Origin of the sequence: Pseudomonas sp. Fl4BN1 (assembly GCF_009908285.1) — a bacterium.
In the GTDB taxonomy this organism is placed as follows: domain Bacteria; phylum Pseudomonadota; class Gammaproteobacteria; order Pseudomonadales; family Pseudomonadaceae; genus Aquipseudomonas.
Window position 1 is genome coordinate 200,377 of record NZ_JAAARM010000008.1, and the last position, 25,979, is coordinate 226,355.

Genomic DNA, 25,979 nt, shown 5'->3' on the forward strand with positions numbered 1-25,979 from the left:
TACTCGCGCCTCTGTTTTGGAGCCAGCATGAATTCTTTGCCAATTGATGAAGTTTTGCCTGCACTGCGTGCCGCCCTGGCGGCACGCCACGAAGTGGTGCTCGAAGCCCCGCCCGGTGCCGGCAAGACCACCCGCGTGCCTCTGGCGCTTCTGGATCAGGACTGGCTGGCCGGGCAGACCATTCTCATGCTCGAGCCTAGACGCTTGGCTGCACGCGCGGCAGCTGAACGCATGGCGGCGGAACTTGGCGAACGTGTTGGTGAGACGGTGGGCTACCGTATTCGGCTCGAAAGCAAGGTTGGACCAAGTACGCGGATTGAGGTGGTCACTGAAGGTATTCTGGCCAGGCGGCTACAGGATGATCCTTCGCTGGATGGCGTTGGACTGGTTATTTTCGATGAGTTTCACCTGCGGAACATGGACGCTGATCTGGCCTTGGCGCTTGCTCTCAATGGTCGAGAGCTGTTTCGTGATGATTTGCCCATGAAGGTCCTGTTGATGTCCGCTACCTTGGAAGGCGAGCGGCTTTCTCGATTGCTGGACGATGCGCCCATCGTGACAAGTGCAGGGCGGATGTATCCAGTGACAACGATCTGGGGCAAGCCGTATCAACAGGGTGATTTCATCGAGCCTCGCGTTGTCGCGACCTGTCTAGAAGCATTGGATGATCAACGCGGAAGTCTCTTGGTCTTCCTGCCCGGCCAAGCGGAGATTCGTCGCGTTCATCAGGGGCTACAAGAACATTTGCAACAACGCCAGGACATCCTGCTTTGTCCATTGCACGGCGAACTCGACCTGAGTGCACAACGCGCGGCGATCGATCCTGCACCTCCTGGAAAGCGCAAGGTGGTGCTGGCCACCAACATCGCGGAAACCAGTATCACCATAAACGGCGTGTGTGTGGTGATCGATGCAGGCCTTGAGCGAGTACCTCGCTTTGACCCTCGTAGCGGTATGACTAGGCTCGACACTCAGCGCATCTCAAAAGCCAGTGCCACTCAGCGTGCAGGTCGAGCAGGGCGCCTGGAGCCTGGTGTCTGCTATCGATTGTGGTCTGAAGCTCAGCATGAACAACTGGCTGGCTTCAACAGTCCGGAGATTCAGCAGGCCGACCTTGCGGGTTTGGCGCTTCAGCTCGCGCGTTGGGGCGTCCAGCCGAGTCAACTGAAGTGGCTCGACGTACCACCTCCTGCTGCTTTTTCTCAAGCGTGTGATCTGTTGCGTCGACTCGGCGCTCTGCAGCCAAACGATCAACTGACCCCGCACGGACAGGCCATGGCGGGATTGCCCGCCCATCCTCGGATTGCTCATCTACTCCTGCGCGGTCATGCGCTGGGCTTGGCAAATCTTGCCAGCGACATTGCTGCATTGCTGGGAGAGCGAGACATTCAGCGCGGAGCAGGGGCTGACCTGCACAGCCGATTGGCGATCTTGTCCGGTGAGCAGCGTGCACAGCGCGGTGAGCAAGGTGCCGCACAGCGGTCACGCCAGCTCGCCAGGCAGTATCGTTCCTTTCTGCGTGGAACGGCTACGGATGCAGTGCTGGATGGCGATCATCCCAAGTGGGTGGGGTGCTTGCTGGCATTGGCCTATCCCGACCGTGTTGCACAGCGCCGCCAGGCGGGTGGTTCGGGTTACCGACTCGCCAATGGCCGGGCTGCGCTGTTCACTGAGCCGGACGTGCTCATGAAGCATGACTGGCTGGTGATCGCTGATCTGGGAAGTCGTCAGGGACAGCGTGAAGAGCGTATCTATCTGGCGGCAGAGCTTGATCCAGGTTTGTTCAACACTGTTCTGCGTGAGCAGGTGAGTCAGGTGGATGAGCTTGATTGGGATGAGCGCGAGGGAGTGCTTCGAGCTGAGCGACAGCTCAAGGTAGGAGAGCTTGTACTCTCGACATCACCTTTGTCTGACCTCGATGACGAAAGCCGTGCCCGTGCGTTGGTGAGTTACGTGCGCCGTAAAGGGCTGGAGCTCTTGCCCTGGACCCCGGAGTTGCGCCAGTGGCAGGCGCGCGTGGAGCTTCTGCGAAGGCTGGATCTTGATAGCGTCGCAGAGAGTGAATGGCCTGACCTCAGTGATCAGATGCTTAGGGCGACACTAGAGGACTGGCTTGCTCCTTACGTGGCGAATGTCACCCGCCTGAGCCATTTCGGACAACTTGATTTGCCTGCGATTCTGCGCAACCTCCTGCCTTGGCCGCTTCCACAGCAACTGGATTTGCAAGCGCCGCAGACCATCGCCGTGCCTTCCGGCTCGAACATCCGAATCGATTACAGTGAACAGCCACCCGTGTTGGCCGTCAGGTTGCAGGAGTTGTTCGGTCTGTCCGATACCCCGCGTATTGCCAGTGGCAAGCAAGTGCTCAAGCTTCACTTGCTGTCACCGGCTCGTCGGCCGGTACAGGTTACCCAGGATTTAGCCAATTTTTGGCGTACGACCTATAGCGACGTGAAGAAAGACCTTAAAGGGAGATACCCCAAGCATTACTGGCCTGATGATCCCTTGGTGGCGCAGGCGACTGCTCGAGTGAAACCCAGGGGCACCTGACCTGAACCTTTAATCGCTATTCAGAGCCTGATCGACTTGACGCGCGCAACGCCGAAGTCGAATTGCGAACTACAGGCGTTGCGCGGTGGTTAGTCTGCGACATGTTTCTGCCAAAGTTCCGCCCAGTTCTGTGCCCAGCAGCAGTGGTGGTCATAGCCAGGTATCACCCTGACGATAGCGCGGCTCCCCGCTGGATAGCTCGCGATGAACCCTTTGGCCAAATCCGCAGGCATTACCGAGTCAGCGTCACCTACCAGGTGCACCTGCCTTAGATTGGCCAGGGATGGGCGGAGATTGGCCGGGTTGAGTGAGTCCTTTAGCGGCGTGACCATGTGGCGGCGCGTCCAGGAAGCGTGGTCGAGATTGCCGGCTACCGTAACGACTAGCTCCACGTCACTCCGTCGCGCCGCCAGCAGCAGAGCCAGAGTTCCACCGCCGGAATAGCCGACCAGGATCAGGCGCTGTGCGCCCGCTCGCGCCTTCAACTGGTCAGCGGCCTGGTCCAGGCTCAGCACCACGTCTTCAGCAAACCGCGCTCCAGTCCAGTAACGCTTCTGGCAGGGCGGTCGCGTGGCCCCCAGATATTGGCAGGGACGACCCAGGTAGGCGGCATTGCCTGTTGGCTGTGTCATTGCCAGCTTGAGAGCTAAAGGATCTAACGGGGTCGGGTCAGGGGAAGGCTGTCGGGAGTTGATCCACGCAAAACCGTCGCCCTCAAGGTAGAGCGTGAGTACAGGGTTTACCGTGTAGGTCGGTGGTCCATAGGATTGCAGCTGGAAAGCTCCGGCGTTCAATTTCAGACCCTGCCAGTGATGCGCCCGTGCCAAGGCGTCGACCTGCTCTCGACGCTCATTCGGCGATGGAAACACGGCGCAGGCTGCGAGGCACGTTGTGATGGACAGCGGTAATAGGTATTTGAGTCGCAGGTGCATTGGAACTCCTCGAACTTGCCGTCGCTGCCTCAAGGGATGCTGCCCGCACTGCAGTTGAAATCGAGTGTGAAGGTATAGTCCAGCGCTGCTCGGATGCTTTGACTGGGGGCGGATTGCACCGTCCCCGTCAACGTTCGCTTTCCCACCAGATGAACTTCGAGCACATCCGGTGCGTGTTGCCAGAGAAAAAGGCCACTGCGTGGGGTGTGGCCTCTTTCTCTGCGCTTGAGCGAATCAGAGGGCCCATCGGGCCTTGATCGAAGCGCCCTGGTTGGTGAAGCCGCTACGCGCCTCGGCATCATAGCGCAGGCTGACTTCGGTGCCGTTGTCCAGGGTGTGAGTCAGGCCCAGACCGGTGCGGGCCAGCCAAGGTTCAATGTCCATGCCCTTGGTGTGGAAGGCCGCACCTGGAGCCCCGGCGTAGGCCGAGGTGATGGAACTACCTGCGTCGATCACATCGTAACCGGCGCCCAGGTTGGCGTTGAGTACGGTGGCATCGCTGAGTAAATAGTTGAACTTGCCGTCGACGCCAAGCAGCAGTTCTTCGCTGTCGTTGCTGTCGACGTTCAGGTTCAGCGCGCCGGCACCCTTTTCACGGTATGCCTCGGTGCCGATCCAGGTGTAGTCGGCGCGTGCCGAAGGTACAAAGCTCAGCTGTTCTGAGAGGCGAAGGGTACGACCAATGCCAAGTCCGGCGTGGACGTTATAGCCGTTGTAGTCTGCTGTGGCGGTGGCGTCCGCGAACGGCATGTGGCGCTTGCCCTCGGAGCGGTTCTGGCCGCCATCGAGCTGGAAGTTCAACTCGGTTTCGGGCGTCAGGGCGTAGCTGGCGTAACCGATCAACTGGTAAGTATCGATCTTCGCGTCTTGGGGGGCGACGTGCGAGTGGTTGTCCAGGTCGGTCCGACCATAGGCGAAGGCCAAGCCTAGGCGCGCGAACTCGGATACGGCGGCATCGGCGCCGATGGCCATTCCCTGGGTGCTGGCGCTGTAACCGGAGATACCACTGCGCTCGTCCTGTTCGGCCCAGGAGCCGAAAGGCTTGATCCACAGATTGTTCTCGGCCTGTACCGCGTCGCCGGAGGAGAGGCCGCTGTTACTTTCCTGACGTGCCTGGACCACGCGGTTGATGCTGGCCAAGGTACCCCGGGTGGCATTGTTGGCGTTTCCGGCGACGGTGGGCAGGGTTTGAGTGACGGCGTCGGAGACGTCCCGTGCGTTGGTCAGGCCGACGAAGTGCTTGGCCAGTTCGCCAGTGGGATTGCTGGTGAAGGCGTGGTCAAGCACCTGGGCGGCACCGACTGCCGGGCTGTTACCCCGGTTACGGACGATTTCTTCCACAAGTCCGGTGCGGTTTGCTCCGCTCGGGTCACTTGTGCCTCCTGCGGCGACCAGGGTCAAGTCGACAGTGTTGGCGTCTTTGACAGCGCCGAAGTTGAACAACAGGGAGTTATCGGTGACGGAGAAGGTGCCATCGCTGACCAGTGTTCCGGCGCTGAGGACGTCCTGCAGGGTCTTGGCACTGAAGCTGTAGCCAGGGTTGCTAACATCGACCGCAATTCTGGCGTTGCTGGGCAGGGTCGCGATGCCATCCACCACCAGCCTGCCATAGGTTTTTTCGTTGGCTACACCAATTTTCAGGGTGCCGTCGGAGGTCTGGGTATAGGCGCCATGTACGGTACCGGTCACGCCGCTGGCGAGGGCGAGAGTGCCATTGTTTTGCAAGCCATTGCTGACGTAAATACCCTCAGCCATTCCGCTCGTGGATGTGCTGGCACCCAGGTTGAAGGTGGCTCCCTTTTCCACCGTGAATCTCTGCACCTCGAAGGCATTGTGGTTACTGAACACCGCGCCGGACTTGATCGTGACATCGGTCCCCTTGGCCTGCACATCGCCCAGGAAGGCGGCGGTGTCGATACCCTCAATGTCAATATTGCTCAGGGTGGTAGCCTTTTCGGACCCGACGTAGACCGCGTAGACACTGCCTTCAATGCGACCGCTGTTGGTGAGCGAGCCAACGCTGGAGCCGCTGTTGATCAGCAAGCCGGAATAGTCGCCGTTAATGGTGGCGCCTGACTCGTTGGTGATGCTGTTTGTGGTGCTGCTTTCAAGGCGCAGACCCGTCACTAGACCTTGAATGGTTCCTGTGTTGCGGATGCTGTCGACATGGCTTTTATCAAGGGAAACACTCGCAGTCGCGCCACGGCTATTAAGCAATCCCTGGTTGTCCAGAGTGCCGGTAATGGTGCTGCCTGTAAGCCGGATCGCGCCTTCTCCGCCATCGATCACGGCATTCTTGGCATTGACCAGACTGCCGCCAATAGTGAAGCCGTTAAGCTCGATCGCGGATTGGTTGCCATCGCCAAGGTTGGTAATGCGCCCATTGTTGAGCAGGTCATGACCGATGCCACTCGAATTGCCATAGATCGCCGCGTAGCCGCCATTGCTGCTGATTTCTCCGTCGTTGACCAAGCTGTCGAGGATCAAGGCGTTATTAATCAGGTATATGGCGTTGCCAGAATTGGCGTTGGAAATGCTGCCTGTCGCCTGATTGTGGAGGAAGCCTATGGACGCATTATCGATCGATACGCCTGCCCCCTTGATGTTGTAGCTGACGATTTGGCCTGCGTTAATCAACGACCTCAGACGGTAGCCATTGGAGAGGGCTATGCCGTTTTTTCCACCTTGGATTGTCGAGTCCTGCTGGTTTACGATTTTGTAGCCAGTGCTATTACCCGTCAGGTTGATGCCGGAACCGATTCCGTTACCCAATACCGTGCCGTTATTGGTGATGACGTTGAAGCCGTTGGGAGCGGTGATGGCATCACCACCGATTTTCATCAGTGTGGCATTGACCTCAACACTACCTTGTCCGGATGAGTGGAGTTTGCAGCTGTCGTTCCCGGAGCCATTGTCGGAAATCTCCACTTCCATGGTTGTGCAACGCTCTTGAGCCAGCACCATGCCTGAGTTCGCCAAGGCCAAACAGCTGGTGCCTGCTGCGATCAGAAGCAGGCGTGCGCTACTGTGGTTACCGTGTGCGCTGGCGAGCTTATCCGCGACCACAAACGCTTGGCGGGTGTGACTCCAGATAATGCGAAATGCACGGTTCATACTGCTCCTCGATGTGGCTTCGCAGCCGTGTGAGAAATGACCGCGGGAATCTAATCGATAGGGCAGGGTTTAAAACTGAGCAAATCTGAGCACTGCCCGAGCGGGCACGAGCGAGGGGGCGCTCTGCAGTAGCGCTCGTGATAGCGCATTGGGATTCAACCAGGCAGCGTCATTGCGCTACTCGACCATCTTTGTTGCAGGCCGAGCATGCTTGTCGTCCTGTTATTCGTGCAGGGGCATTGGTGTACTTCTCCCCCTTTTCGTGGGTAATGGTTCATTGGATCTGCTGGCGGGCTCGGCAGCCGCTACAGGGCCGGTAGCAGGAAGCGCGCGAGCACCGGCAAGTGGTCGGAGATGCGCAAGGTGTCGTCCTGGCGCACCCGGGATTCAACCCGCTTCACGAGTGGGCTGTAGAACAGGTAGTCCACCGTGCGGTCCGGGCCGTCAAGGCTTGGGTCGTTGGGGTAGTGGGTCAGCCAGCGCGCGCGGTCGACGCCACTGGCCTGGGTGTTGCTGGGGATCATCGGGTACTTGTCCCACAGCAGATGCAGCGGGCTGTCGGCGCTGTAGGGCGCGCGATGTACTTCGCTCAGACGCTGATACTGGCCCAGGGGCAGCAGGTTGAAATCGCCGCCAATCACCCAGGGCGTGCCGCGGCTCTCCAGTTTGTCCAGCACCTTGATGATGGCCGCAACTTGTTTCTGTTGGGTGTCTTCGACCTTGCGCGCGCGCTCCAGGTGGGTGTTCACCACCACCAGTTGGCCGCCATCGCTCAACGGCAAGTAACTCAGCAACAAGGCGTCCTTGGGCTGGAACTGACGGCTGATGAGGTGGCCCGGAGTCACAGGCAGTTGCAGGCGCTCGGCGTGTTCGATGCGGTAGCGGCTGAGGGTCGCCAGTTGCCGGCCGACGCTGCCAAAAATGTGCGGGGAGGGGACGAAGTCGGCTTTCCAGTCATAAGCCTGGGTGCTGCAGGGGTAGAGATCGGCGAGACGTTCCTGCAGGAGCTTGAACTGATCCTGGTAGGCGCTGGCCTTGGCGCCGTTGTCGACTTCCTGCAGCAGGACCAGGTCCGGCTGTTCGTCACGGATCACCCGGGCCACTTCGTCGAGGCTGAAGGCCATGTCTTCGAGGGTCGGACGTTCATCCTCACCCTGGAGCTGGTCGTTCCAGAACACGTAGCGCTTGCCCGCCAGGTATTGCAGGTTCCAGGTCAGCACTTTCAGCGCCTGCCCGGGTACCAGGGGCGCGGCCTTGGCGCTGCAACTGACGGTCAGGCTTTCCTTGGCTTCCGGGCGCCAGGTCAGGCTGTAGATCAGGCCGCTCAGCAGTGCACCGATCAGCAGCAGGCTCAGCAGGGTAACGCGAAGTAGACGGATCATCGGCTCGGCTTATGGCGTTGCAGGATTGCACCGGAGCATAACCGAGAGCGCGGCCGTCACCCAAGGGGCAGAGCGGCCGCAGGCTGAGTCAGCGCTTGTCCGGCTGCTCGCTGATAAGCATGAACAGGCGGAACAGCACCACGCTGGTGAACAGCTGCAGGAAGCTGTAGGTGCTGTCCATGGCCAGGGACAGGAGCGGGTTGAGTGGCTCGGGATAGGCCGCTTCGCTGACGCCTTTGAGCAGCCACAACGGCGTCATCACACAGAGGATGCACACCAGGATCCGCAGGAAATGCCCACGGCTGAGGCGCAGGCTCTCACCGATGGCGGCCAGGGGCGCCATGCCCTTGAGTACCAGCAGGTACTCGGAGAAGGCCAGCACCACCATCAGAAACAGCCCCGGCAGGAAATACAGCGACAGTCCCAGCAGGATCAGCAGGGTGCTGACCGCCGTCAGCAGTGCAAAACGCGGCCACAAGGTCAGGGCCATGGCCAGCAGGTCGCGGGTACGTGGCGATTCACCCCGGGTGCGGGCATCGAGAAACAGGATCAGCGCGCCGGTGTACAGCGGATACACCAGCAGGCCCACCACCACGTTGTAGCCGGGAAAGGCATCCGCGCCCAGGGCACTGCTCAGCCCTTGTTGCAGCAGCGCCTCAAGAATCACCAGCGGCAGGCACAGCTGGGCGATCCGGCCGAGGTTGCGCTGGAAGAAATACAGGGAGTCGCGGAGAACAGCTAACGGATTCATCGATGGGATCGCAGTTGACGAAGCGGTTGCACACTTTAACCGATGCCGGCGCCTTTGGAGCAAACGTAAACCTTGGGTAAAGACCATTGAAAGTCGTCGCATCAGCCCCATAACTGGTGCGTACCGCAGCTTCTTGGGGCCGCGGACCAGATTTCTACCGGCAATCTAAAGAGGTCGCCATGAACAACGAAGAGCAAAGCCTGATCGATGGACTGTTTTCACGGTTGCAGCAAGCCGAAACGGATTCAGCCCCGCGTGATGCCCAGGCCGAGGCGCGGATCAAGGAGCACCTGACCCGCCAGCCTGCCGCCGGGTATTTCATGACCCAGGCGATCCTGGTGCAAGAGGCTGCTCTCAAGAGCCTCGACGAGCAGAACAAGCAACTGAGTCAGCAAGTCCAGCAACTGCAGGCAGAACTGCAACAGGCCAGGTCCCAGGCCGCGACGCCGGCGCCGGCTTCGGGGGGCGGTTTCCTGTCGAGCATCTTCGGTGGTTCCCGCGAGTCGCAGCCGGCTCCTGCCCCGAGCGCTGCGCCATCCTCCGGCGGTGGCTGGCGCGAACCCGCGCGGCCGTCCTTTAGTGCGCCACCGCAGCAGAACTTCGCGGCGCCACAGCAGAACTATGCGCCTCAGCAGGCGCCAGCCGCAGCAGGCGGTGGCTTCCTCGGCGGCGCGTTGAAAACCGCTGCCGGAGTCGCCGGTGGGGTGATGCTGGCGCAGGGTATCAGCAGCCTGTTCCACAGCAACCAGCAGCCCCAGGAAGTCGTCGAAGTCATCAAGGAAGAACCGGCTCCGGCCAGTGACAACAGCGGCTGGGGCAATGACGATCAGCGCCTGGCCAACAACGACTCCTGGGGCAACAACGATCAGGGCAGCTTCAATAACGCCGACTACGACAACGACGACAGCTCGCTGTTCTCCGACGACGACTCCTTCGTCTGACGCACCGTCGGTCCGGGGCAGTTGCCTGCTCCGGACCGATTATTCGCGGAACAATCCTTGTGACTGGCATACTGGGCGACTTTTCGGGGCCTGAGGCCCGATCCAGCCCCTGCGCTGCTGCGCCATGAGGATTAGCGGTGAAAAAAATCGCTGTGTTCGCCGATGTCCAGAACCTCTATTACACCGTCCGCCAGGCTTATGGTTGTCACTTCAACTACGCAGCCCTGTGGGCGGATATCAGCAAACAGGGGCAGATTGTCGAAGCCTATGCCTATGCCATCGATCGCGGTGACAGCAAGCAGCAGCAGTTTCAGCAGATCCTGCGCAACCTGGGCTTCACGGTAAAGCTCAAGCCCTACATCCAGCGCAGCGATGGTTCGGCCAAGGGTGACTGGGACGTGGGTATCACCATCGACATCATGGACGCCGCCGCCCAGGTCGACGAAGTGGTGCTGGCTTCCGGCGACGGTGATTTCGACCTGCTGCTGGAGCGCATCATCCACAAGCACGGGGTCAGCGCGGTGGCCTACGGGGTGCCGGGCCTGACGGCCAATTCACTGATTCGCGCGGCCACTCGCTATGTGCCGATCGAAGGCGCCTTGCTGCTGAAAAGCTGATCAATATTTATACGGAGCAGGACAGGTTTGGAACGCATTGCGGTCATCGACTTTGAAACCACCGGGATTTCCCCGAGCAGCAGTTGCCGGGCCACGGAAATCGCCGTGGTGATCCTTGAACAGGGGCGCATCGTCGAGCGTTACCAGAGCCTGATGAATGCCGGCGTGCGTGTGCCGGGGTTCATCGAACAGTTGACCGGTATCAGCAATGCCATGCTGCGCAGCGCCCCACCGGCAGAACAGGTGATGAACGAGGTCAACGAGTTTGTCGGCACCACGCCCTTGCTGGCGCACAACGCGGCCTTCGACCAGAAGTTCTGGGATTTCGAACTGGGACGGATCAAGCGCACCCGCCTGCAAAATTTCGCCTGTTCCCTGCTGCTGGCCCGGCGCCTGATGCCGGCGGCGCCGAACCACAAGCTCGGCACCTTGACCTCCTATGCCGGCTTGCCTCACACCGGCCAGGCTCACCGGGCCATGGCCGATGCCGAAATGGCCGCCAACCTGGTGGCGCACCTGGCGACAGAGCTAAGGCACAAGCATGGCATGCAGGCGCTGTCCCATGATTTTCTGTGCAAGCTGCAGAAAGTCCCGGCGGCCAAGGTGCCCGAGCACCTCAAGCGCCATCGCGGTTGTTGAACGCTTTTCCACGGTAGCCTTTGTCGCTGGCTTGAGCCTTGTTTTTGGCGTGTCTGGTCCACAAGGTTTCGGTGTGTCTGCAGTCGTCAGGTTTCTACGGTTACGATTGATCAAAAAATAGCCAGTTCTCTGGAGGTCTTGCGTGCTCAAGGCTGCAGAGGCTTTTGCTCAGGTTATCCACAGGCGGCTCCCCAAGGATTGGGGGTAAGAGGGTCGCCGGCGGTGAGCCGGGGCGGATCATTTATCGAGGTTCTCCAGCTGTCCCAAGGGCACGCGCCGCTCGATGGCACTGGACAGCACGATAGAGGTCTTGCTGAAACCGAACTGGGCCACACGGTTGATCAACTCCTCCAGTTCCGGCATCGAGCCCACCGCCGCTTGCATGATTACGCAGGGATCGCCGGTGACCCGGTGGCATTCGGTGAGCTGTGGAATCCGAACCAGTTCGTCATAGGCCTTCTGGTTGCCATGCTGGGCCAGGCGCAGTTCGATCACGCACTGGATCGGCAGCCCCAGCTTGCTCATGTCGACCTTGGCCTGGTAGCCGGTGATCACTCCGCCGGCTTCGAGCTTGGCCACGCGCTCGGCCACAGCCGGCGCCGAAAGATTGACCTTGCGGGCCAGCTCGGCATAACTCGCCCGGCCGTTTTCCAGCAGCGCGGCGAGGAGCATGCGGTCGTACTTGTCCATGGAAAACTCCCAAACCCAGGCTGACTTTCGAAAGCACGGTATATAGCCTTGATCTCCATGTTTTGAAAAGTGTATGGGTCTTATAAACAGGTTTTGTAACTTAATTTCCGTTGACCGGCTTTTTAGAATAGATCTCCCCTCATGCCTGCCTTCGAGCCGTTCCCATGCCTGGCCAAAGTCGTTTTCCGCTGCCCCTGATTGCTGCCTTCTTTGCTCTGTACGTGATCTGGGGCTCGACCTACCTGGTGATCCGGATTGGTGTCGAGTACTGGCCTCCGTTGATGCTGGGGGGCATCCGTTTCGTGATCGCCGGTGGCCTGATGTACGCCTTCCTGCGCTGGCGCGGAGTACCGGCACCGACCTGGGCGCAGTGGAAGGCGGCGGGCATGATTGGCATTCTGCTGCTTAGCTGCGGCAATGGCGCAGTGACCGTGGCTGAGCATAGTGGTGTCACCTCCGGGGTCGCCGCATTGGCAGTGGCCACCGTGCCTTTGTTCACCTTGCTCTGTGGTTATTTCTGGGGCGCACGCAACACCCGCCTGGAGTGGGCCGGGATCATGCTCGGGATGATTGGCATCGGCATGCTCAACCTGGGTTCCAATCTGCAGTCCAGTCCACTGGGCGCGGGCTTGTTGCTGTTCGCCGCGGCAGCCTGGGCGTTCGGTTCGGTATGGAGCAAGCACCTGCCACTGCCCCAGGGCGCCATGGCCAGCGCCGCGGAGATGCTGGTGGGTGGCGTGGTGCTGCTGATTGGCAGCGCCCTGAGTGGTGAGCGCCTGGAAGCGGTACCGCCGCTGGAAGGCTGGTTGGCCCTGCTCTACTTGATCGGCTTCGGCTCGATCATCGCATTCAATGCCTACATGTACCTGCTCAAGCATGTGCGTCCGGCCGCGGCTACCAGCTACGCCTACGTCAACCCGGCTGTCGCGGTGCTGCTGGGCATCGTGTTTATCGGCGAAACCATCGGCATCGAAGAGGCCGTGGCCATGGTGGTGATCATCAGCGCGGTGGTGCTGATCGGCCTGCCCCAGTGGCGCAAGTCCAAGTCGAAAGTGGTAGTCCAGGAAAGCGCCTGACCCGCTCGGGTCAGGTGCTGGGCCGATTATTGCGGCGGGATTGCCTTGGCCAGGAAGGCGCTGACGGTGTCGGCGACCTGCTGGTGAATCGCCTCACGGCTGCGCCCGTCACCGTCCTGGCAGATGATTTCGTCACCCGGCGCCTCTTTCTTGAGAAGAGCGACGGCCCCCGGCTTGCAGTTCTGCATGAAGCTGAAGTGGCTGGCGTCGGCGATTTTCTCACTGTTCACCCGGTCCTGAGGGAGCTGGGCGGCCAGGTGGGCCGACTCCATCTGGAACGGCAGGTCACCATTGATATCAACCCCCGCACCCAGGACCAGTAGCGGGTGCTCGATGCTCGCCAGGCTCTGTGCAGTGAAGCCACGGGCGAACCCCAGGTCGAGCGAGACGAAGGCCTTGACCCGTGGATCCCGCAGGTCCTGGCCAAGGAGCGATTGCTGTTCAGGGACTATGCCCATTTCTGGGGCCAAGCCGCAGATCCTCGGGTTCGGGTGCAGCTGGCATTCCTCCTGCAAACGTTGCGCACTGTAGCGTGCGCCGGCCAGCGCGGTGACGGTCCAGCCTCCCAGCGAGTGGCCGATGGCCGCGATCCGATCACCTTGGACAGGGCCAGCCAGGGCTGGGTTCTGGGTCAACTGGTCGATGACTCGGCTGAGATCGCGGGGGCGTTCCCAGAGTCTTGCCGCCTCTTCCGAGCGTGTGTCGAACGTGGTTGTGCCCGGGTGGTTGGGGGCGGCGACCACATATCCCTGGCGCACCAGGTCCGCCGCCAGCCAGCTGAGGTTTCGCCAATTGCCGCGATAACCATGGGACAGGACCACTAAAGGATGTGGCTGCTGGGTAAGCGGTGCATCGCGGATGGCCGGTACCCCATAGAACACCTGGTTTTCCCCGGTCGAGACAACGGGCTCAGTGGTGGCCGTCGGGTACCAGAGGGCGACATGCAGTGCTCGGTTGTCGGGTGACTGGGCCAGCTCGATTTCGCGGAAACCGATGCTCTCGGCGGCCTGCGCACTGGCGATTGAAAGGCCCGCTAGCATCCATGCGGACAGGGCAGTCTTGAGCATTGAAATCTCCGTCGGAAAGTATTCGTGCGCCGCTGGCGAACGTGCCGGGGTGGCGAGCGTGAGATTAATGCGAATCAGGATTGGAGGCGAGCGAGGTTTATCTTGGCGAGCCTAAGCCTGTTTGCCAGGGACTGTTGAAGAAGGGGCGCGCCATGCCTGGCGCGCCTTGAGGAGGGCGGATCAATTGCCAGCAGCAGTCAAGGGGGCGTGCCAGTGTTCCGGCCCCTTGCCGCAGCTTCAGGTTTTCGGGACTGGCGAGCGATCCTGGGATCGCTCGTCAGGTGTCTTCAGTTGCAAGGACCGCCGTCGCGCCAGACCTTGCCGCTGTTGTCCGGGCCGACGGTGCTGCTGTTCGGTTGAGTGCCACGGGTCCACCAGCGTGCGATGTAGTAGCGCCCGTCGTGGCTGACCTTGTTACCTGTCACATAGATCGCGCCTGCGCTCCAGGGGCCCTGGCATCCCGCTGGCGGAATCGGCTCTTCGGCCAGCACCATTACGCTGTGGTCCCGGATCACGCTGTGCTTGCCGTTGTCCAGGGTCAGGCTGAAGCGGTAGCTGGTGTCCTTGTCCTGCTTGGGGGCGATGAAACTCAGCTTGGCTCCCGACGCCTGGAAGGCCACATTTGGGGTTACGCTCCAGCGGTAGCTCAAGGCCAGCCCGGCCGGATCGCTGGAGCCGGAGGCGTCCAGGATGACCGACTCGCCGCCCTTGGCCTGGACAGCACCGCTAATGGTCGCCACGGGTGGCTTGACCACTGCGGGGGCATCGGCCATGACCTTGACGTTATGCTCGCGAGTCGCACTCTGCTTGCCGTTGCTCACCGTCAGGCTGACCCGATAGACGACGTCCTGGTCGACTTGCGGGGCGACGAACTTCATCAGGGTGCCCGCGGCTTCGAAACCGACGCTGGGGCTGACTTTCCAGCTGTAGCTCAGGTTCAGGCCGGCCGGGTCACTGGAGGCCGTCGCGTTGAGGTAGACCATCTCACCAGGCTTGGCCTCGGTTGCGCCGCCAATGATCGCTACGGGAGGCTTGAGCGTTTCCACCGGTGGCTCGGTCGGTTTATCCCCGCCGCCCTGGCAGGGGCCGAGGTCGCGCCAAACCTTGCCGCCGCCATCAGGGCCGGTGAAGGCTGGGTTGCCCGGTTCGCTGCCTGAAGTCCACCAACGAGCCTGGTACTGACGACTTTTCCACTGCACCACATCGTTGGTCACGTAGATTCCGCCGACTTTCCACTCAGCCTTGCAGCTGCTGGTGGCGGCCTTGCCCTTGACCCGTATTTCGTGGGTCCGGGTACTGCTCAGCTTGCCGTTGCTCAGGGTCAGGGTGAAACGATAGCGAGTATCTTCAGCCAGCTCTGGCGCGATAAACGACACGCTTGAACCGTCGAAGCTGAAGTCCAGCTTGGGCGACGCTTCCCAGGCGAAGCTCAAGGCATTGCCTTGCGGATCGCTGGAGGCGGAGGCGTCCAGGACGATCTTGTCGCCGGCATTGGCCTCGGTCTTGCCACTGATTACGGCTATCGGTGATTTACCCGCTTCCACAGGTTTCAGCGAAGCAGCCTTGACCTCGTTGTCAGCGTTGAACTCGCCGTCGGCGAGCAAGTCCCAGGCGCCGCTCGGGCTGTTGCTGCCGTAGACCTGGTAGCCCTTGATGTTGCCCGTTTGGCCCGCGTCCTGGCGAGGCAGGTAATGTAGTTGCGAGAAGCGGCGTTCGGCCCCCAGATCAATGATGATTTCATGGGGATAGCGTGCGTTCGCGGCCGAGCTCCAGTAGGTCTTGGGGTTGCCGTCGATGGCCTGGTCGCCCATGACCAGGCCGGTTCCGGCACTGCTGGTGGAGTGGATGCGCCAGCTGTCACGCGGCAGCGATTGGCCCTTGGCGTCGGCCAGTAGCAATTCCGCCACGCTGGCATTGTCCTTGCCATCCACCGAGGAAGCGGCTACCAGTTTCAGGTAGCGGGCCTGGGCGGTTTCACTCCGCTGCGCATAGCTGAAGCCTTCCAGAACCAGGTCGGAGGCGGTTTTATTGTTGTTCGTGCGCAGGGCCAGGTACCAGCGGCCGGCACGAGGAGTGTTGACCGCCAAGGACGGGCCTGAGTTTTCCTGGGAGCGATAGTCGTAGGCGCTGAGGCTCGGTTGGGTTCCGTACTTGATCAGCAGCTGGGTGTTCCCCGTGTATTCGGTACGTTGGCCATTGGTGACCATGAACACCAGGCGCTCGGTGCCGGGCGCAACATCGATCGGGAAGTAGCGCCACTGTTTTGCCTCCAGGTCGATCTTCTGCTCGAGGATCTTGCTCGCCTGCTCTTCGGCCAGGGGCACGACGGCAGGGCTATAGGCGGACATCTTCGCCGCGTTTTCGCGCCATACCCGGGCCATGTTGGCGGTGCGCGCATCCCCTACAGGCACGCCGCGGATGTCTTTCACATCGGGGTTGGAGTAATAGCCGATGTGGTTGCCGCACAAGATGCTGCCGACGGTGCCGTTGTTGTGGCCGAATTTATAGCTGCTGCCATCGGAGCAGTGATGGCCCCCGGCGTTGTGGCCGATCTCGTGGCGGAAGGCCGCGGATGAGCTAATGGCGTTGACGGTATAGCGTCCACCGACATAGCCCCAGGCCAAGGCGGTGTCCACCCCTGGGGTACCTTTGACGAAGGCGGCCACAAGATCCGGGCTGTACCGCTTCATGCCTTCGGCGAACAGGGTGCTGACCTGGCCCAGGGTTCCGTCGGAGCTTGCGGTAATCGGGTAGTCGCCGGGAATCACCTGGGTGCCTACCAGGCGCAGGCGTACGCCTTGAACCTGGGATTGTTTCAAGGCTCTGTTGACCGTCGCGATCTGGCCCAGGGCATAGGCTTCGTGATCGCCGATGTAGTTGACCGCTACTTGTGAGAAACCGGCCAACACGTCGATGACGGTCTCACCCTGGGCGTTGCGGTTGAGCTGCAGGCTGCGTTGGCCGCTCAGGGTTTCCAGCTCGTGGACGGTCTCCTCGATGCTGATTTCTTCAGAATCGCTGCCGCCTCCAGGCTGGCCCAGGCGATCTTCAGAACGGATCATCGACTGTTCGCCACTGGCGTGGCCACGAATGATCGCGCCGGCGTCTGGCAGAAGGGCGATAAAACTGCCATCGCCACGGGTGACCAGGATCATTTCTCCCGGTGCGTTGAGCGAGCGGGCACGACCCTCGAGCTGGCCGGTCATGACCTTGAGATCCTTGAAGGTGTCGTTCTGCTCTGGGATCAGGCGGCGAATGCGCATCCCGGTTTCCTGCAATAGCAACTCGGTCCCGACTTCGCTGGTGCTGCGCTGGTTGGGGTTGTTGTTTAGCGCCTGGATGTTGATGAAGTGCCCGCTGATCACGTTTTCACTGCGCGATTGCGTGGTATTGGCAGACTCTTCGCTGGCCAGTGCCAGACCGCTCAGTGGCAGTAAAACAGCAGTCCCCAGGCCGGCGACCCAAAGGCGGGTGGCACGGGACAGGGCGTTCAATCTGAAGCTCGGCATAACCATTCCTGGATTGTTGCAACGCGGCGCAAGACCTTACGAACAGGCGCATTGAAGCGTCCGCGTTGATGATGTGGATAAGGAGTTGTGCCGGCGGGGGGATCATAGGCAGGGGAATCGACGTCGTACATCGCAGGCCGGGCTTTTCGTACCGGTCCTAGGGAACTTGTTTTTATCGAGCCCAATACCGCAGATATAGGGGCTCCTGACGCGGATGGGTGGCAACGCGAGGGTCGGAGCAACCTCGAGAAATTCAGGTAAACTGCCGCCCATTGCGTCCCTGCGCTGAATCTTTCCTACGGTACCCCCATGACATTCGCCACTCTTGGCCTGATCGAACCCTTGCTGCGTGCCCTTGAAACCCTCGGCTACCAGACCCCGACGCCGGTCCAGGCCCAGGCCATTCCAGCGGTGTTGGCCGGTCGCGACCTGATGGCCGCAGCCCAGACCGGTACTGGCAAGACCGCGGGTTTCGCCCTGCCGCTGTTGCAATTGCTGACCATGGAAGGGCCGAAGGTCGAGAGCAATTCGGTGCGTGCACTGATACTGGTGCCGACCCGCGAGCTGGCCGAGCAGGTTCACGAAAGCGTACGCCAGTACGCCGAGCACCTGCCGCTGCGCACCTATGCGGTGTACGGCGGGGTCAGCATCAACCCGCAGATGATGAAGCTGCGCAAAGGCATCGACTTGCTGGTGGCAACTCCGGGCCGCCTGCTGGACCTTTACCGGCAGAATGCGGTGAAATTCAGCCAGCTACAGACTCTGGTGCTGGATGAAGCCGACCGCATGCTCGACCTGGGCTTCTCCGAGGAGCTCAAGGATATCTATGCCGCCCTGCCGAAAAAGCGTCAGACTCTGCTGTTCTCCGCAACCTTCTCCGATGCCATCCGCCTGTTGGCCGGGCAAATGCTCAATGACCCCCTGAGCATCGAAGTCAGCCCGCGTAACGTGGCCGCCAATACGGTCAAGCAATGGGTGGTGACGGTGGACAAGAAGCGCAAGCCGGAGCTGTTCAGTCACCTGCTGCGTAAGAACCGCTGGAAACAGGTGTTGGTGTTCGCCAAGACCCGTAACGGCGTGGATGCACTGGTAGAAAAACTCCAGGGCCAGGGCGTGAATGCCGACGGCATCCACGGCGACAAGCCCCAGGCCACTCGCCAGCGCGCCCTGGACCGGTTCAAGGCCAGCGAGATCCAGATCCTGGTGGCCACCGATGTGGCGGCCCGCGGCCTGGACATCGAAGACCTGCCGCTGGTGGTCAACTTCGATTTGCCGATCGTGGCCGAGGACTACATCCACCGCATTGGTCGTACCGGGCGTGCCGGGTCCACCGGCGAGGCGATTTCCCTGGTCTGTGCTGACGAGGTCAACCTGCTGTCGGCGATCGAGATGCTCACTCGCCAGACCCTGACGCGCCACGAAGAACAGGATTTCGAACCCGAGCACCGGGTACCGGAAACCGACGCCAGTGGTCAGGTACTCAAGAAGCCGAAGAAACCCAAGAAGCCGAAAACCTCTGGTGGCGGCAAGCGCAACCTGGGCAAGTGGGTGGACAGCGGTGAAGTGGCCGAAGCGCCTGCGGTGAAGCCGGTGCGCAAGGTCCCGGTGTTCAACACCGGGCCGCGCAAGCGCAAGCCTTGATCTGAAATCCCGTTGAACCCTTCGCCGGCTTGCCGGCGAAGCTGTTTATGGCCTATGGCGCAACCACTGCAGCATCCCCAGCCCGGCCCGGCGCCCACTGGCAAAGCAGGCGGTCAGCAGGTAGCCGCCGGTCGGCGCTTCCCAGTCGAGCATTTCCCCCGCGCAAAATACGCCTGGCAGTTGCTGGAGCATCAGGCCTTCGTCGAGAGCCTCAAAAGGCACGCCACCAGCGCTACTGATGGCCTCGTCCAGCGGGCGGGTCTTTACCAGCGTCAAGGGCAGTGCCTTGATCGCCGCTGCCAGGAGCGCCGGATCGTTGAAGGTTGCTGCTGGCGTCAGCTCACGCAGCAACGCGGCTTTCACGCCTTCGATACCTAACTGGCTCTGCAAGTGCTTGGCCATCGACCGTGAGCCGCGAGGTTTGGCTAGGGCGGCCAGGACCTTGTCCTGGGGTTTGCTCGGCAGCAGGTCGATATGAATAGTCGCCTGGCCATGTTGATTGATCGCATCGCGAATCGGCGCCGACAGCGCATAGATCAGGCTGCCCTCGATGCCACTGGCGGTGATCACGCACTCACCCAGCCGCGGCACGTCGTCGCCAAGGCCGATGGCCACGTTCTTCAGTGGAGCCCCGGCGAATTTGCTGCGTAGCAACTCGCTCCAGGCGCTGACCTCAAAACCACAGTTGCTCGGTTGCAACGGCGCAACCTGCACACCGCGCTGTTCCAGCAAGGGCAGCCAGGCCCCGTCGGAACCCAGGCGTGCCCAACTGCCGCCGCCCAATGCCAGCAGAACCCCATCTGCCTGTATCGCGCTTTCACCCTCGGCGTGCTGGATGCGCAGGCTGCCGTCGGCATCCCAGCCCAGCCAGCGGTGACGGGTGTGGATCACCACGCCGGTATCTCGCAGGCGCTTGAGCCAGGCGCGCAGCAGCGGCGCAGCCTTCATATCGGTGGGAAACACCCGCCCGGAGCTGCCGACAAAGGTTTCGATGCCCAGGTCATGAATCCACTGGCACAGCGCCTCGGCACCGAATTCGCGCAGCAGCGGGGCGATGTACGGTGCCCGTTCGGCGTAGTGGGCGAGAAAGGCCGGGTAGGCTTCGGAGTGGGTGATGTTCATGCCACCGACTCCGGCCAGGAGGAATTTACGGCCCACCGAAGGCATGGCGTCGTACAGGTCAACCCGGATTCCAGCCTGGCTCAGTACCTCGGCGGCCATCAGACCAGCGGGGCCGCCACCGATAACCGCGACGTGGGAAGTAGAGGAGGGGGACATCAGAAAGCCTAGAGAATGGGAGGGGTGGCTATTGTAAGCAATGCTCGGGAACAGCGTCTGCTGGATGAGTTGTCGGCCATTGGCGTGAGACGCATGCGATGGGATTCATCATCAGATATCCAACAGGTTCAGCAGTCGTTGATTGACCTCTTGTGCATCAAATTTTTCCTGTGCGATGCGATAGCTTTCCTGGCCCATTCTTTCCAGACGCTCGGGGTGCTCGATGATGAAGAGCATCTTTTCTGCGAGATCAATGACTGCTGAACCGCAATCTGGCACGTCTGTGGTAATCACAGCGCTACCCACGACATTGGAGACATGTCCTGGGTGCACCACCGGCCCATCTTCAACCAACTGTTTTTCATTTAAAGCTACCGGTACCCATCTGGGTTATTCGACTGCCAACGCCACGTATCCTCCATCATCTCCTTCAACCCGAGTTCTGCCTTCCAGCCCAGATCGTGAAGTGCCTTGGACGGGGTTGACCAGCATTGTGCAATGTCGCCCTGGCGACGTGGGGAGAGTGTGTAGGGAATGCTGCAGCCAGAGGCTTCCTCGAATGCTCGGATCATTTCCAGTACTGAGTAACCCACCCCGGTCCCGAGGTTCCAGGCATTGATACCGGTGTGCTGGGAAATGTAGTTCACGGCTGCTATGTGCCCTTTGGCAAGATCAACTACATGAATGTAGTCCCGAACACCGGTGCCATCGGGGGTCGGATAGTCGTTGCCATAGATGGAAAGTCTTTCGAGTTTTCCCACTGCGACACGGCTTATGTAGGGCAATAGGTTTTCCGGCAGGCCGTTTGGGTCCTCGCCCAGAAGTCCACTCTGGTGTGCACCCACCGGATTGAAGTAGCGCAACAGGGCAACTGACCAGCGTGGGTCAGCGGCTGCCATATCCTGCAGCATCTTCTCTACCATTAACTTGGAGGTGCCATAGGGGTTGGTAGGTGTTCCCAGCGGGCAGCTCTCGACAATCGGTATCTGCACTGGGTCGCCGTACACTGTGGCGGAGGAGCTGAACACCAGGCGGTAGATGCCTGCTGCGGCCATGGCCTGGCACAAGGTGATGCTGCCACTAACGTTGTTCTGATAGTAGGACAAGGGTTGTTTTACGCTCTCTCCGACGGCTTTCAGACCAGCGAAGTGCAATACCACATCAATCTCGTACTGGGAAAAAATACGATCGAGGAGGGCGCGGTCGCAAACATCACCTTGAACAAATACAGGGGTGCCACCGGTTATTTGTTGAACGCGCTGTAGCGAGAGCATTGAACTATTGCACAGGTTATCCAGAACCACCGCCTCGTGGCCTGCCTGAAGCAACTCCAGCAACGTGTGTGAACCAATATACCCTGCACCGCCAGTTATTAAGAACCGCATAGTTATGAGCCTGCTTCAAGTGAGTACTGACAATCCGGTCGCAGTATTATCTGGATCTGATGGTGGATTTTGAAAAATGATACAACACTGCCAATGGGTTTTTAATGCTTTTATTCAGAAAAATCTAGTGCTGTCAATCCTATCGCTTCGGCATAACCCAACAGTTTTTGTGTGAGGCTCCGCTGTGTGTTCTGTAGTCGAACAGCACTACGTCTATGTTTTTCCACTTGACTCCCAAGTGTTTTAATCTTGGCCGCAAGCCGTAATCTCAGACTTGAAACTGGCGTTATATTCGTTGGGTTTAATAATTAATTATTTTCGATAAATCATGGCGTTGTGGGGGGGAGTGGTTTTTATATCTGAGTAACTTGTCTATGTTGGCGCCTGGCGCCCTTGGTATAGATCAAGATTCCCATAATGGTGCCTTGGGGGATATTTCGTCTAGGCCGGCGGGCTTTTACCCCATCACTAGTGTTATTTCTCTAAATGATTTACCCATTGGCCTGTAAGCCCGTAGCCTCACGTAGATACACAGTGATATTCCGGAAAAAGTGCCCGATCATGTTCATCCACTAGCTGGAAGTTGGGGTGGAATGCATGTGCAAGCGTTTATGTTTTTCCAGCGACGCTCTCATAGTGGGGTGCTTGTGAGGGGCGTAGTTTTTGGCGAACCAGTGCAGTTGGAGAGGCTTGGGTGTTTCTCGATGGATCCTCTTGAGAAACTCCAGCCGCTGCTGATGCCAATGTTGATTTCAATATTCCTGGTCGACGGTCTCTGAAGAGAGTCCAGGGTCGTGAGCAGCGTCACGGTGCCATGACGTACATGATCGTGCGACTGGGTCATGCTCCTGCCGATCCATCGAGGTTTACCGATGTGCGGTTGAGCGACTTGCTCAAGGACACGACGCGCAGCTTCGAGGGGCAAAAAAGGTTGACGGCCCCAGCCTGGCTTATCGAGCAAACCGTTATCTGGCAACCAGTGTGGGTGTCGAAAAACACTAGGGAGGTGCGTCGCCCCCCTGATCAAAAAACATCCACCGTTCTGCAGGCCTTGCAGAACAACGGCTCCAGAGCCTTTCACGCAGGTTATCCACAGGCGGTTCCACAGGGATTGGGGGTAAGCGATCCACAACTCCATGACCGTCTGATGTCACTGATCAAAAAACAGGCGATAGCCTCGGGGCCCCGTGGAACAAAGGCTGTAGAAGCTTTCTCCCAGGTTATCCACAAGCGGTTCCACAGTGGATGTGGGTAAGGATGAGGGCGCTCAGTAGCACCCTGACGTTTCCCAGACCCGCTGTGCACTGTGGTGAAGGATGCCGTGGCGACGGGCCAGGGCCTGGCGGTCCTTGCTGTAGCCGCCGCCGATCACGCCGACCACCGGGATGTCGCGGCCCAGGCAATGGCGCATGACTCTTTCGTCGCGCTCGGCTACGCCGGCATCGGTAAGTTTGAGGTAGCCCAGGGCATCATCCTGATGCACGTCGACCCCGGCGTCGTACAGCACCAGGTCCGGTTGGTACAGGGGCAGCAGGTAGTTGAGGGTGTCATCCACCACGTTGAGGTAGTCGGCGTCGCCCATGCCCATCGGCAGAGGGATGTCCCAGTCGCTCTGGGCCTTGCGCGCAGGGAAGTTCTTTTCGCAGTGCAACGAGACGGTCACCGCATCAGGGGTATGTTGCAGGATCCGCGCGGTGCCATCGCCTTGATGCACGTCGCAGTCGAATATCAGCACTCGTCCTACGCGCCCGCTTTGCAGCAGGTAATGGCTGATCACCGCCAGGTCGTTGAAGATGCAGAACCCCGCCGGATAGTCGTAATGGGCGTGATGGGTGCCGCCGGCCAAGTGGCAGGCCAGGCCATGTTCCAGTGCCTGTTCGGCGGCCAGTAGTGAACCGCCGACGGCGCGCACGGTGCGCCGGGCCAGGGCTTCGCTCCAGGGCAGGCCGAGGCGCCGTTGGTCTTCCCGGGATAACTCGCCACTCATGTAGCGTTCGATATAGCCGGGGTCGTGAGCCAGGGCCAGGACCTCCGGAGGGCAGAGTTGCGGGCGCAGCAGGTCGGCGTCCCGGGTCAGGCCGCTGTCCACCAGGTGATCGCGCAGCAAGCGGAACTTATCCATGGGGAAGCGGTGTTCCGGCGGAAATTCGGGGCTGTAGTCGTCGTGATAAATCAGTGGCAATGGCATGGCATTTTCTTAGATGAACCCGTAAACGATCCTACCAGCGATGTAGACTTGCACCCATGGAAACGGAGGGCACCGATGGAGCCGATATTGCAACTCGAGAGCGCGCGCCTGTTGCTGCGCCAATGGCGCGACGACGATTTGCCGGCATTTGCGGCAATGTGTGCCGATCCACAGGTGATGCGCTACTTTCCCGCGCCCTTGAGTCGTCTGGAAAGTGCCGCGCTGATCGGGCGGGTACGCGGGCATTTTGCCGAGCACGGCTTCGGGGTCTGGGCCCTCGAGCGTAAGGACACTGGTGCTTTCATCGGTTTTACCGGCCTGGGCGTCGTCGGTTTCGAGGCGTCGTTCACCCCGGCAGTGGAAATCGCCTGGCGCCTGGCTCGCGAGCACTGGGGCCTGGGTTATGCCAGCGAGGCGGCCTGGACTGCCTTGCGTTGCGGCTTCGACCGCCTGGCCCTGGACGAGGTAGTGGCCTTTACCACCCGGGCCAATCTGCCGTCGCAGAAGGTCATGCAGGCCATCGGCATGCACCACGCCGCCGAGGAGGATTTCGCCCATCCGAACCTCGCCAGCGATCATCCGCTGCGCGAGCATGTGCTGTACCGAATTACCCGTGAACAATGGCTGGAAACCTTGCATGGATAGCAGGCGCGCACGTTTAGAATGTGCCGACGAGATAGCTGGCCCCAATTGAAGTCACCGCCGCAGCCGAGATTGCGCGGTTTTGCTCTGTGTGAGGAGAGTCTGAATGAGTCATGTGTTGGATGACCTGGTCGATCTGTTGACCCTGGAAGCCATCGAAGAAAACCTGTTTCGCGGTCGCAGCCAGGACCTCGGTTTTCGCCAGCTGTTTGGCGGCCAGGTGCTCGGCCAGTCGTTGTCCGCGGCCAGTCAGACGGTGGAGGAGGCGCGCCATGTGCACTCCATGCACGGTTATTTCCTGCGTCCGGGGGATGCCGCCTTGCCGGTGGTGTACCAGGTGGACCGGGTGCGCGACGGTGGCAGTTTCAGCACCCGGCGGGTGACGGCGATCCAGAAGGGCAACCCGATCTTCACTTGCAGCGCCTCTTTCCAGTACGACGAACAAGGCTTCGAGCACCAGAACAGCATGCCGCAGGTAGTGGGGCCGGAAAACCTGCCTTCCGAGCTGGAAATCACCACCCAGCGCGCGCACCTGATTCCCGAGCACATGCGTGAAAAACTGCTGTGCCCCAAACCCATCGAAGTGCGCCCGGTGACCGAGAAGGATCCCTACAACCCACAGCCGATGGACCCGGTGAAGTACGTCTGGTTTCGCGCCGATGGCGCCTTGGCCGATAGTCCGGCTTTGCACAAGTACCTGTTGGCCTACGCCTCAGACTTCGGCCTGCTGACCACTTCGATGCTGCCGCATGGCAAGTCGGTGTGGCAGAAGGATATGCAAGTCGCCAGCCTCGACCACGCCCTGTGGTTCCACGGTAACCTGCGCGCCGACGACTGGCTGCTGTACGCCATGGACAGTCCCTGGGCTGGTAATTCCCGAGGCTTTTCCCGGGGCAGCGTGTTCAACCGTGCCGGTCAGCTGGTAGCCTCGGTGACTCAGGAAGGGTTGATCCGTCATCGCAAGGATTGGGCATGAGTCTTTCAGACATAGAACATTGGGTGTTCGACATGGACGGCACCCTGACCATTGCCGTGCATGACTTCGCGGCGATTCGTCAGGCACTGTCGATTCCTCCTGAGGAGGACATCCTCACGCATCTGGCGGCGTTGCCGGCGGCTGAGTCCGCAGCCAAGCACGCATGGCTGTTGCAGCATGAGCGCGAACTGGCGCTGGGTTCACGCCCGGCGCCGGGTGCGGTAGAGCTGGTACGTGACCTGGCCGCACGCGGTTATCGGCTGGGCATCCTGACCCGCAATGCTCGGGAGTTGGCCCACGTAACCCTGGAGGCCATCGGCCTGGCAGACTGCTTTGCCGAGGCGGATGTACTGGGGCGTGACGAGGCACCGCCCAAACCCCATCCCGGTGGTTTGTTGAAGCTGGCCCAAGCCTGGGATGTGGCACCGGAGCGAATGGTCATGGTTGGTGATTATCGTTTTGACCTGGACTGCGGGCGTGCAGCGGGAACCCGTACCGTGCTGGTGAACCTGCCGGACAATCCATGGCCGGAGCTGACCGACTGGCATGCGCAGGATTGCGCGCAGTTGCGTGGGTTGCTTTCGGCCTGAGGGCCTTCGCC

Annotated in this window: 20 protein-coding genes and 1 pseudogene; 9 read left to right on the plus strand and 12 right to left on the minus strand. The window is 60.5% G+C overall.

Annotated elements, in window-relative coordinates; genetic code table 11:
• Window positions 1-27 precede the first annotated feature (27 nt).
• Window positions 28-2,550, plus strand: coding sequence for an ATP-dependent helicase HrpB (hrpB, locus tag GV818_RS11955; RefSeq protein ID WP_161776640.1), 2,523 nt, complete (start codon window positions 28-30; stop codon window positions 2,548-2,550).
• A gap of 89 nt (window positions 2,551-2,639) precedes the next feature.
• Here hrpB and GV818_RS11960 read toward each other — a convergent pair whose 3' ends face one another.
• The 4 genes from GV818_RS11960 to GV818_RS11975 all read right to left on the minus strand — a co-directional run bounded on the left by GV818_RS11960 (window position 2,640) and on the right by GV818_RS11975 (window position 8,729).
• Entirely contained in the window at window positions 2,640-3,482 is an 843-nt protein-coding gene (locus tag GV818_RS11960) for an alpha/beta hydrolase (protein ID WP_256679461.1), read from the minus strand.
• A gap of 234 nt (window positions 3,483-3,716) precedes the next feature.
• Window positions 3,717-6,596, minus strand: coding sequence for an autotransporter domain-containing protein (locus tag GV818_RS11965; protein WP_161776661.1), 2,880 nt, complete (start codon window positions 6,594-6,596; stop codon window positions 3,717-3,719).
• A 305-nt stretch (window positions 6,597-6,901) separates the two neighbouring features.
• Complete coding sequence (locus tag GV818_RS11970) at window positions 6,902-7,978, minus strand: endonuclease/exonuclease/phosphatase family protein (protein ID WP_161756501.1); 1,077 nt, start codon at window positions 7,976-7,978, stop codon at window positions 6,902-6,904.
• 88 nt (window positions 7,979-8,066) lie between these two features.
• On the minus strand, window positions 8,067-8,729 hold the full coding sequence (locus GV818_RS11975; protein WP_161756500.1) for a YciC family protein: 663 nt from the start codon (window positions 8,727-8,729) through the stop codon (window positions 8,067-8,069).
• A 179-nt stretch (window positions 8,730-8,908) separates the two neighbouring features.
• Here GV818_RS11975 and GV818_RS11980 point away from each other — a divergent pair, with 179 nt between their 5' ends.
• From GV818_RS11980 to GV818_RS11990, 3 genes are all read left to right on the plus strand, one after another.
• Window positions 8,909-9,670, plus strand: coding sequence for a DUF2076 domain-containing protein (locus GV818_RS11980; protein WP_161776641.1), 762 nt, complete (start codon window positions 8,909-8,911; stop codon window positions 9,668-9,670).
• Window positions 9,671-9,807: 137 nt separating this feature from the next.
• Complete coding sequence (locus GV818_RS11985; RefSeq protein WP_060841231.1) at window positions 9,808-10,287, plus strand: NYN domain-containing protein; 480 nt, start codon at window positions 9,808-9,810, stop codon at window positions 10,285-10,287.
• A 27-nt stretch (window positions 10,288-10,314) separates the two neighbouring features.
• On the plus strand, window positions 10,315-10,926 hold the full coding sequence (locus GV818_RS11990; RefSeq protein WP_161756498.1) for a 3'-5' exonuclease: 612 nt from the start codon (window positions 10,315-10,317) through the stop codon (window positions 10,924-10,926).
• Window positions 10,927-11,163: 237 nt separating this feature from the next.
• On the opposite strand, the gene GV818_RS11995 is transcribed toward GV818_RS11990, so the two are convergent.
• A complete protein-coding gene (locus tag GV818_RS11995; RefSeq protein WP_161756497.1) occupies window positions 11,164-11,616 on the minus strand; it encodes an Lrp/AsnC family transcriptional regulator in 453 nt (150 codons plus the stop codon).
• A 164-nt stretch (window positions 11,617-11,780) separates the two neighbouring features.
• Between GV818_RS11995 and yedA the strand changes: the two genes are divergently transcribed.
• Window positions 11,781-12,692 carry a drug/metabolite exporter YedA gene (yedA, locus tag GV818_RS12000; protein WP_161776642.1) on the plus strand — a complete coding sequence of 304 codons (912 nt, stop codon included), beginning with the start codon at window positions 11,781-11,783 and terminating at the stop codon, window positions 12,690-12,692.
• A gap of 26 nt (window positions 12,693-12,718) precedes the next feature.
• Here yedA and GV818_RS12005 read toward each other — a convergent pair whose 3' ends face one another.
• Together GV818_RS12005 and GV818_RS12010 are read right to left on the minus strand one after the other, a co-directional pair.
• On the minus strand, window positions 12,719-13,759 hold the full coding sequence (locus tag GV818_RS12005) for an alpha/beta hydrolase family protein (protein ID WP_161776643.1): 1,041 nt from the start codon (window positions 13,757-13,759) through the stop codon (window positions 12,719-12,721).
• A gap of 287 nt (window positions 13,760-14,046) precedes the next feature.
• Window positions 14,047-17,268: a discoidin domain-containing protein gene (locus GV818_RS12010; RefSeq protein ID WP_256679462.1), complete on the minus strand. Its 3,222-nt coding sequence runs from the start codon at window positions 17,266-17,268 to the stop codon at window positions 14,047-14,049.
• A 309-nt stretch (window positions 17,269-17,577) separates the two neighbouring features.
• Here GV818_RS12010 and GV818_RS12015 point away from each other — a divergent pair, with 309 nt between their 5' ends.
• Window positions 17,578-18,909 (plus strand): DEAD/DEAH box helicase, encoded by a 1,332-nt coding sequence (locus tag GV818_RS12015; RefSeq protein WP_161756494.1) that lies wholly within the window; start codon window positions 17,578-17,580, stop codon window positions 18,907-18,909.
• 45 nt (window positions 18,910-18,954) lie between these two features.
• Here GV818_RS12015 and GV818_RS12020 read toward each other — a convergent pair whose 3' ends face one another.
• The 5 genes and pseudogenes from GV818_RS12020 to GV818_RS12035 all read right to left on the minus strand — a co-directional run bounded on the left by GV818_RS12020 (window position 18,955) and on the right by GV818_RS12035 (window position 23,760).
• A complete protein-coding gene (locus GV818_RS12020) occupies window positions 18,955-20,187 on the minus strand; it encodes a TIGR03862 family flavoprotein (protein WP_161756493.1) in 1,233 nt (410 codons plus the stop codon).
• A gap of 111 nt (window positions 20,188-20,298) precedes the next feature.
• Complete coding sequence (locus GV818_RS12025; protein ID WP_161756492.1) at window positions 20,299-20,541, minus strand: glycosyltransferase family 4 protein; 243 nt, start codon at window positions 20,539-20,541, stop codon at window positions 20,299-20,301.
• Between the two features lie 17 nt (window positions 20,542-20,558).
• Window positions 20,559-21,572, minus strand: coding sequence for a UDP-glucose 4-epimerase GalE (galE, locus tag GV818_RS12030; protein ID WP_161776644.1), 1,014 nt, complete (start codon window positions 21,570-21,572; stop codon window positions 20,559-20,561).
• A 512-nt stretch (window positions 21,573-22,084) separates the two neighbouring features.
• A pseudogene (locus GV818_RS34420) lies at window positions 22,085-22,536 on the minus strand (hypothetical protein); the annotation flags it as partial.
• A 303-nt stretch (window positions 22,537-22,839) separates the two neighbouring features.
• A complete protein-coding gene (locus tag GV818_RS12035; RefSeq protein ID WP_161776645.1) occupies window positions 22,840-23,760 on the minus strand; it encodes a histone deacetylase family protein in 921 nt (306 codons plus the stop codon).
• A 75-nt stretch (window positions 23,761-23,835) separates the two neighbouring features.
• Between GV818_RS12035 and GV818_RS12040 the strand changes: the two genes are divergently transcribed.
• The 3 genes from GV818_RS12040 (at window position 23,836) to GV818_RS12050 (ending at window position 25,968) form a co-directional block, all read left to right on the plus strand.
• Window positions 23,836-24,405 carry a GNAT family N-acetyltransferase gene (locus GV818_RS12040; protein ID WP_161756489.1) on the plus strand — a complete coding sequence of 190 codons (570 nt, stop codon included), beginning with the start codon at window positions 23,836-23,838 and terminating at the stop codon, window positions 24,403-24,405.
• A 103-nt stretch (window positions 24,406-24,508) separates the two neighbouring features.
• Complete coding sequence (gene tesB / locus GV818_RS12045) at window positions 24,509-25,378, plus strand: acyl-CoA thioesterase II (protein ID WP_161756488.1); 870 nt, start codon at window positions 24,509-24,511, stop codon at window positions 25,376-25,378.
• Window positions 25,375-25,968 (plus strand): HAD family hydrolase, encoded by a 594-nt coding sequence (locus GV818_RS12050; RefSeq protein WP_161776646.1) that lies wholly within the window; start codon window positions 25,375-25,377, stop codon window positions 25,966-25,968. Before tesB ends, GV818_RS12050 begins: the two co-directional genes overlap by 4 nt.
• Window positions 25,969-25,979 lie beyond the last annotated feature (11 nt).

Excerpts from the sequence above, each read along its gene's own strand:
- hrpB (WP_161776640.1), top strand. The coding sequence starts at position 28 with ATGAATTCTTTGCCAATTGATGAAGTTTTGCCTGCACTGCGTGCCGCC.
- GV818_RS11960 (WP_256679461.1), bottom strand. The coding sequence starts at position 3,482 with ATGCACCTGCGACTCAAATACCTATTACCGCTGTCCATCACAACGTGC.
- GV818_RS11965 (WP_161776661.1), bottom strand. The coding sequence starts at position 6,596 with ATGAACCGTGCATTTCGCATTATCTGGAGTCACACCCGCCAAGCGTTT.
- GV818_RS11970 (WP_161756501.1), bottom strand. The coding sequence starts at position 7,978 with ATGATCCGTCTACTTCGCGTTACCCTGCTGAGCCTGCTGCTGATCGGT.
- GV818_RS11975 (WP_161756500.1), bottom strand. The coding sequence starts at position 8,729 with ATGAATCCGTTAGCTGTTCTCCGCGACTCCCTGTATTTCTTCCAGCGC.
- GV818_RS11980 (WP_161776641.1), top strand. The coding sequence starts at position 8,909 with ATGAACAACGAAGAGCAAAGCCTGATCGATGGACTGTTTTCACGGTTG.
- GV818_RS11995 (WP_161756497.1), bottom strand. The coding sequence starts at position 11,616 with ATGGACAAGTACGACCGCATGCTCCTCGCCGCGCTGCTGGAAAACGGC.
- yedA (WP_161776642.1), top strand. The coding sequence starts at position 11,781 with ATGCCTGGCCAAAGTCGTTTTCCGCTGCCCCTGATTGCTGCCTTCTTT.
- GV818_RS12005 (WP_161776643.1), bottom strand. The coding sequence starts at position 13,759 with ATGCTCAAGACTGCCCTGTCCGCATGGATGCTAGCGGGCCTTTCAATC.
- GV818_RS12010 (WP_256679462.1), bottom strand. The coding sequence starts at position 17,268 with ATGCCGAGCTTCAGATTGAACGCCCTGTCCCGTGCCACCCGCCTTTGG.
- GV818_RS12015 (WP_161756494.1), top strand. The coding sequence starts at position 17,578 with ATGACATTCGCCACTCTTGGCCTGATCGAACCCTTGCTGCGTGCCCTT.
- GV818_RS12020 (WP_161756493.1), bottom strand. The coding sequence starts at position 20,187 with ATGTCCCCCTCCTCTACTTCCCACGTCGCGGTTATCGGTGGCGGCCCC.
- galE (WP_161776644.1), bottom strand. The coding sequence starts at position 21,572 with ATGCGGTTCTTAATAACTGGCGGTGCAGGGTATATTGGTTCACACACG.
- GV818_RS12035 (WP_161776645.1), bottom strand. The coding sequence starts at position 23,760 with ATGCCATTGCCACTGATTTATCACGACGACTACAGCCCCGAATTTCCG.
- GV818_RS12040 (WP_161756489.1), top strand. The coding sequence starts at position 23,836 with ATGGAGCCGATATTGCAACTCGAGAGCGCGCGCCTGTTGCTGCGCCAA.
- tesB (WP_161756488.1), top strand. The coding sequence starts at position 24,509 with ATGAGTCATGTGTTGGATGACCTGGTCGATCTGTTGACCCTGGAAGCC.
- GV818_RS12050 (WP_161776646.1), top strand. The coding sequence starts at position 25,375 with ATGAGTCTTTCAGACATAGAACATTGGGTGTTCGACATGGACGGCACC.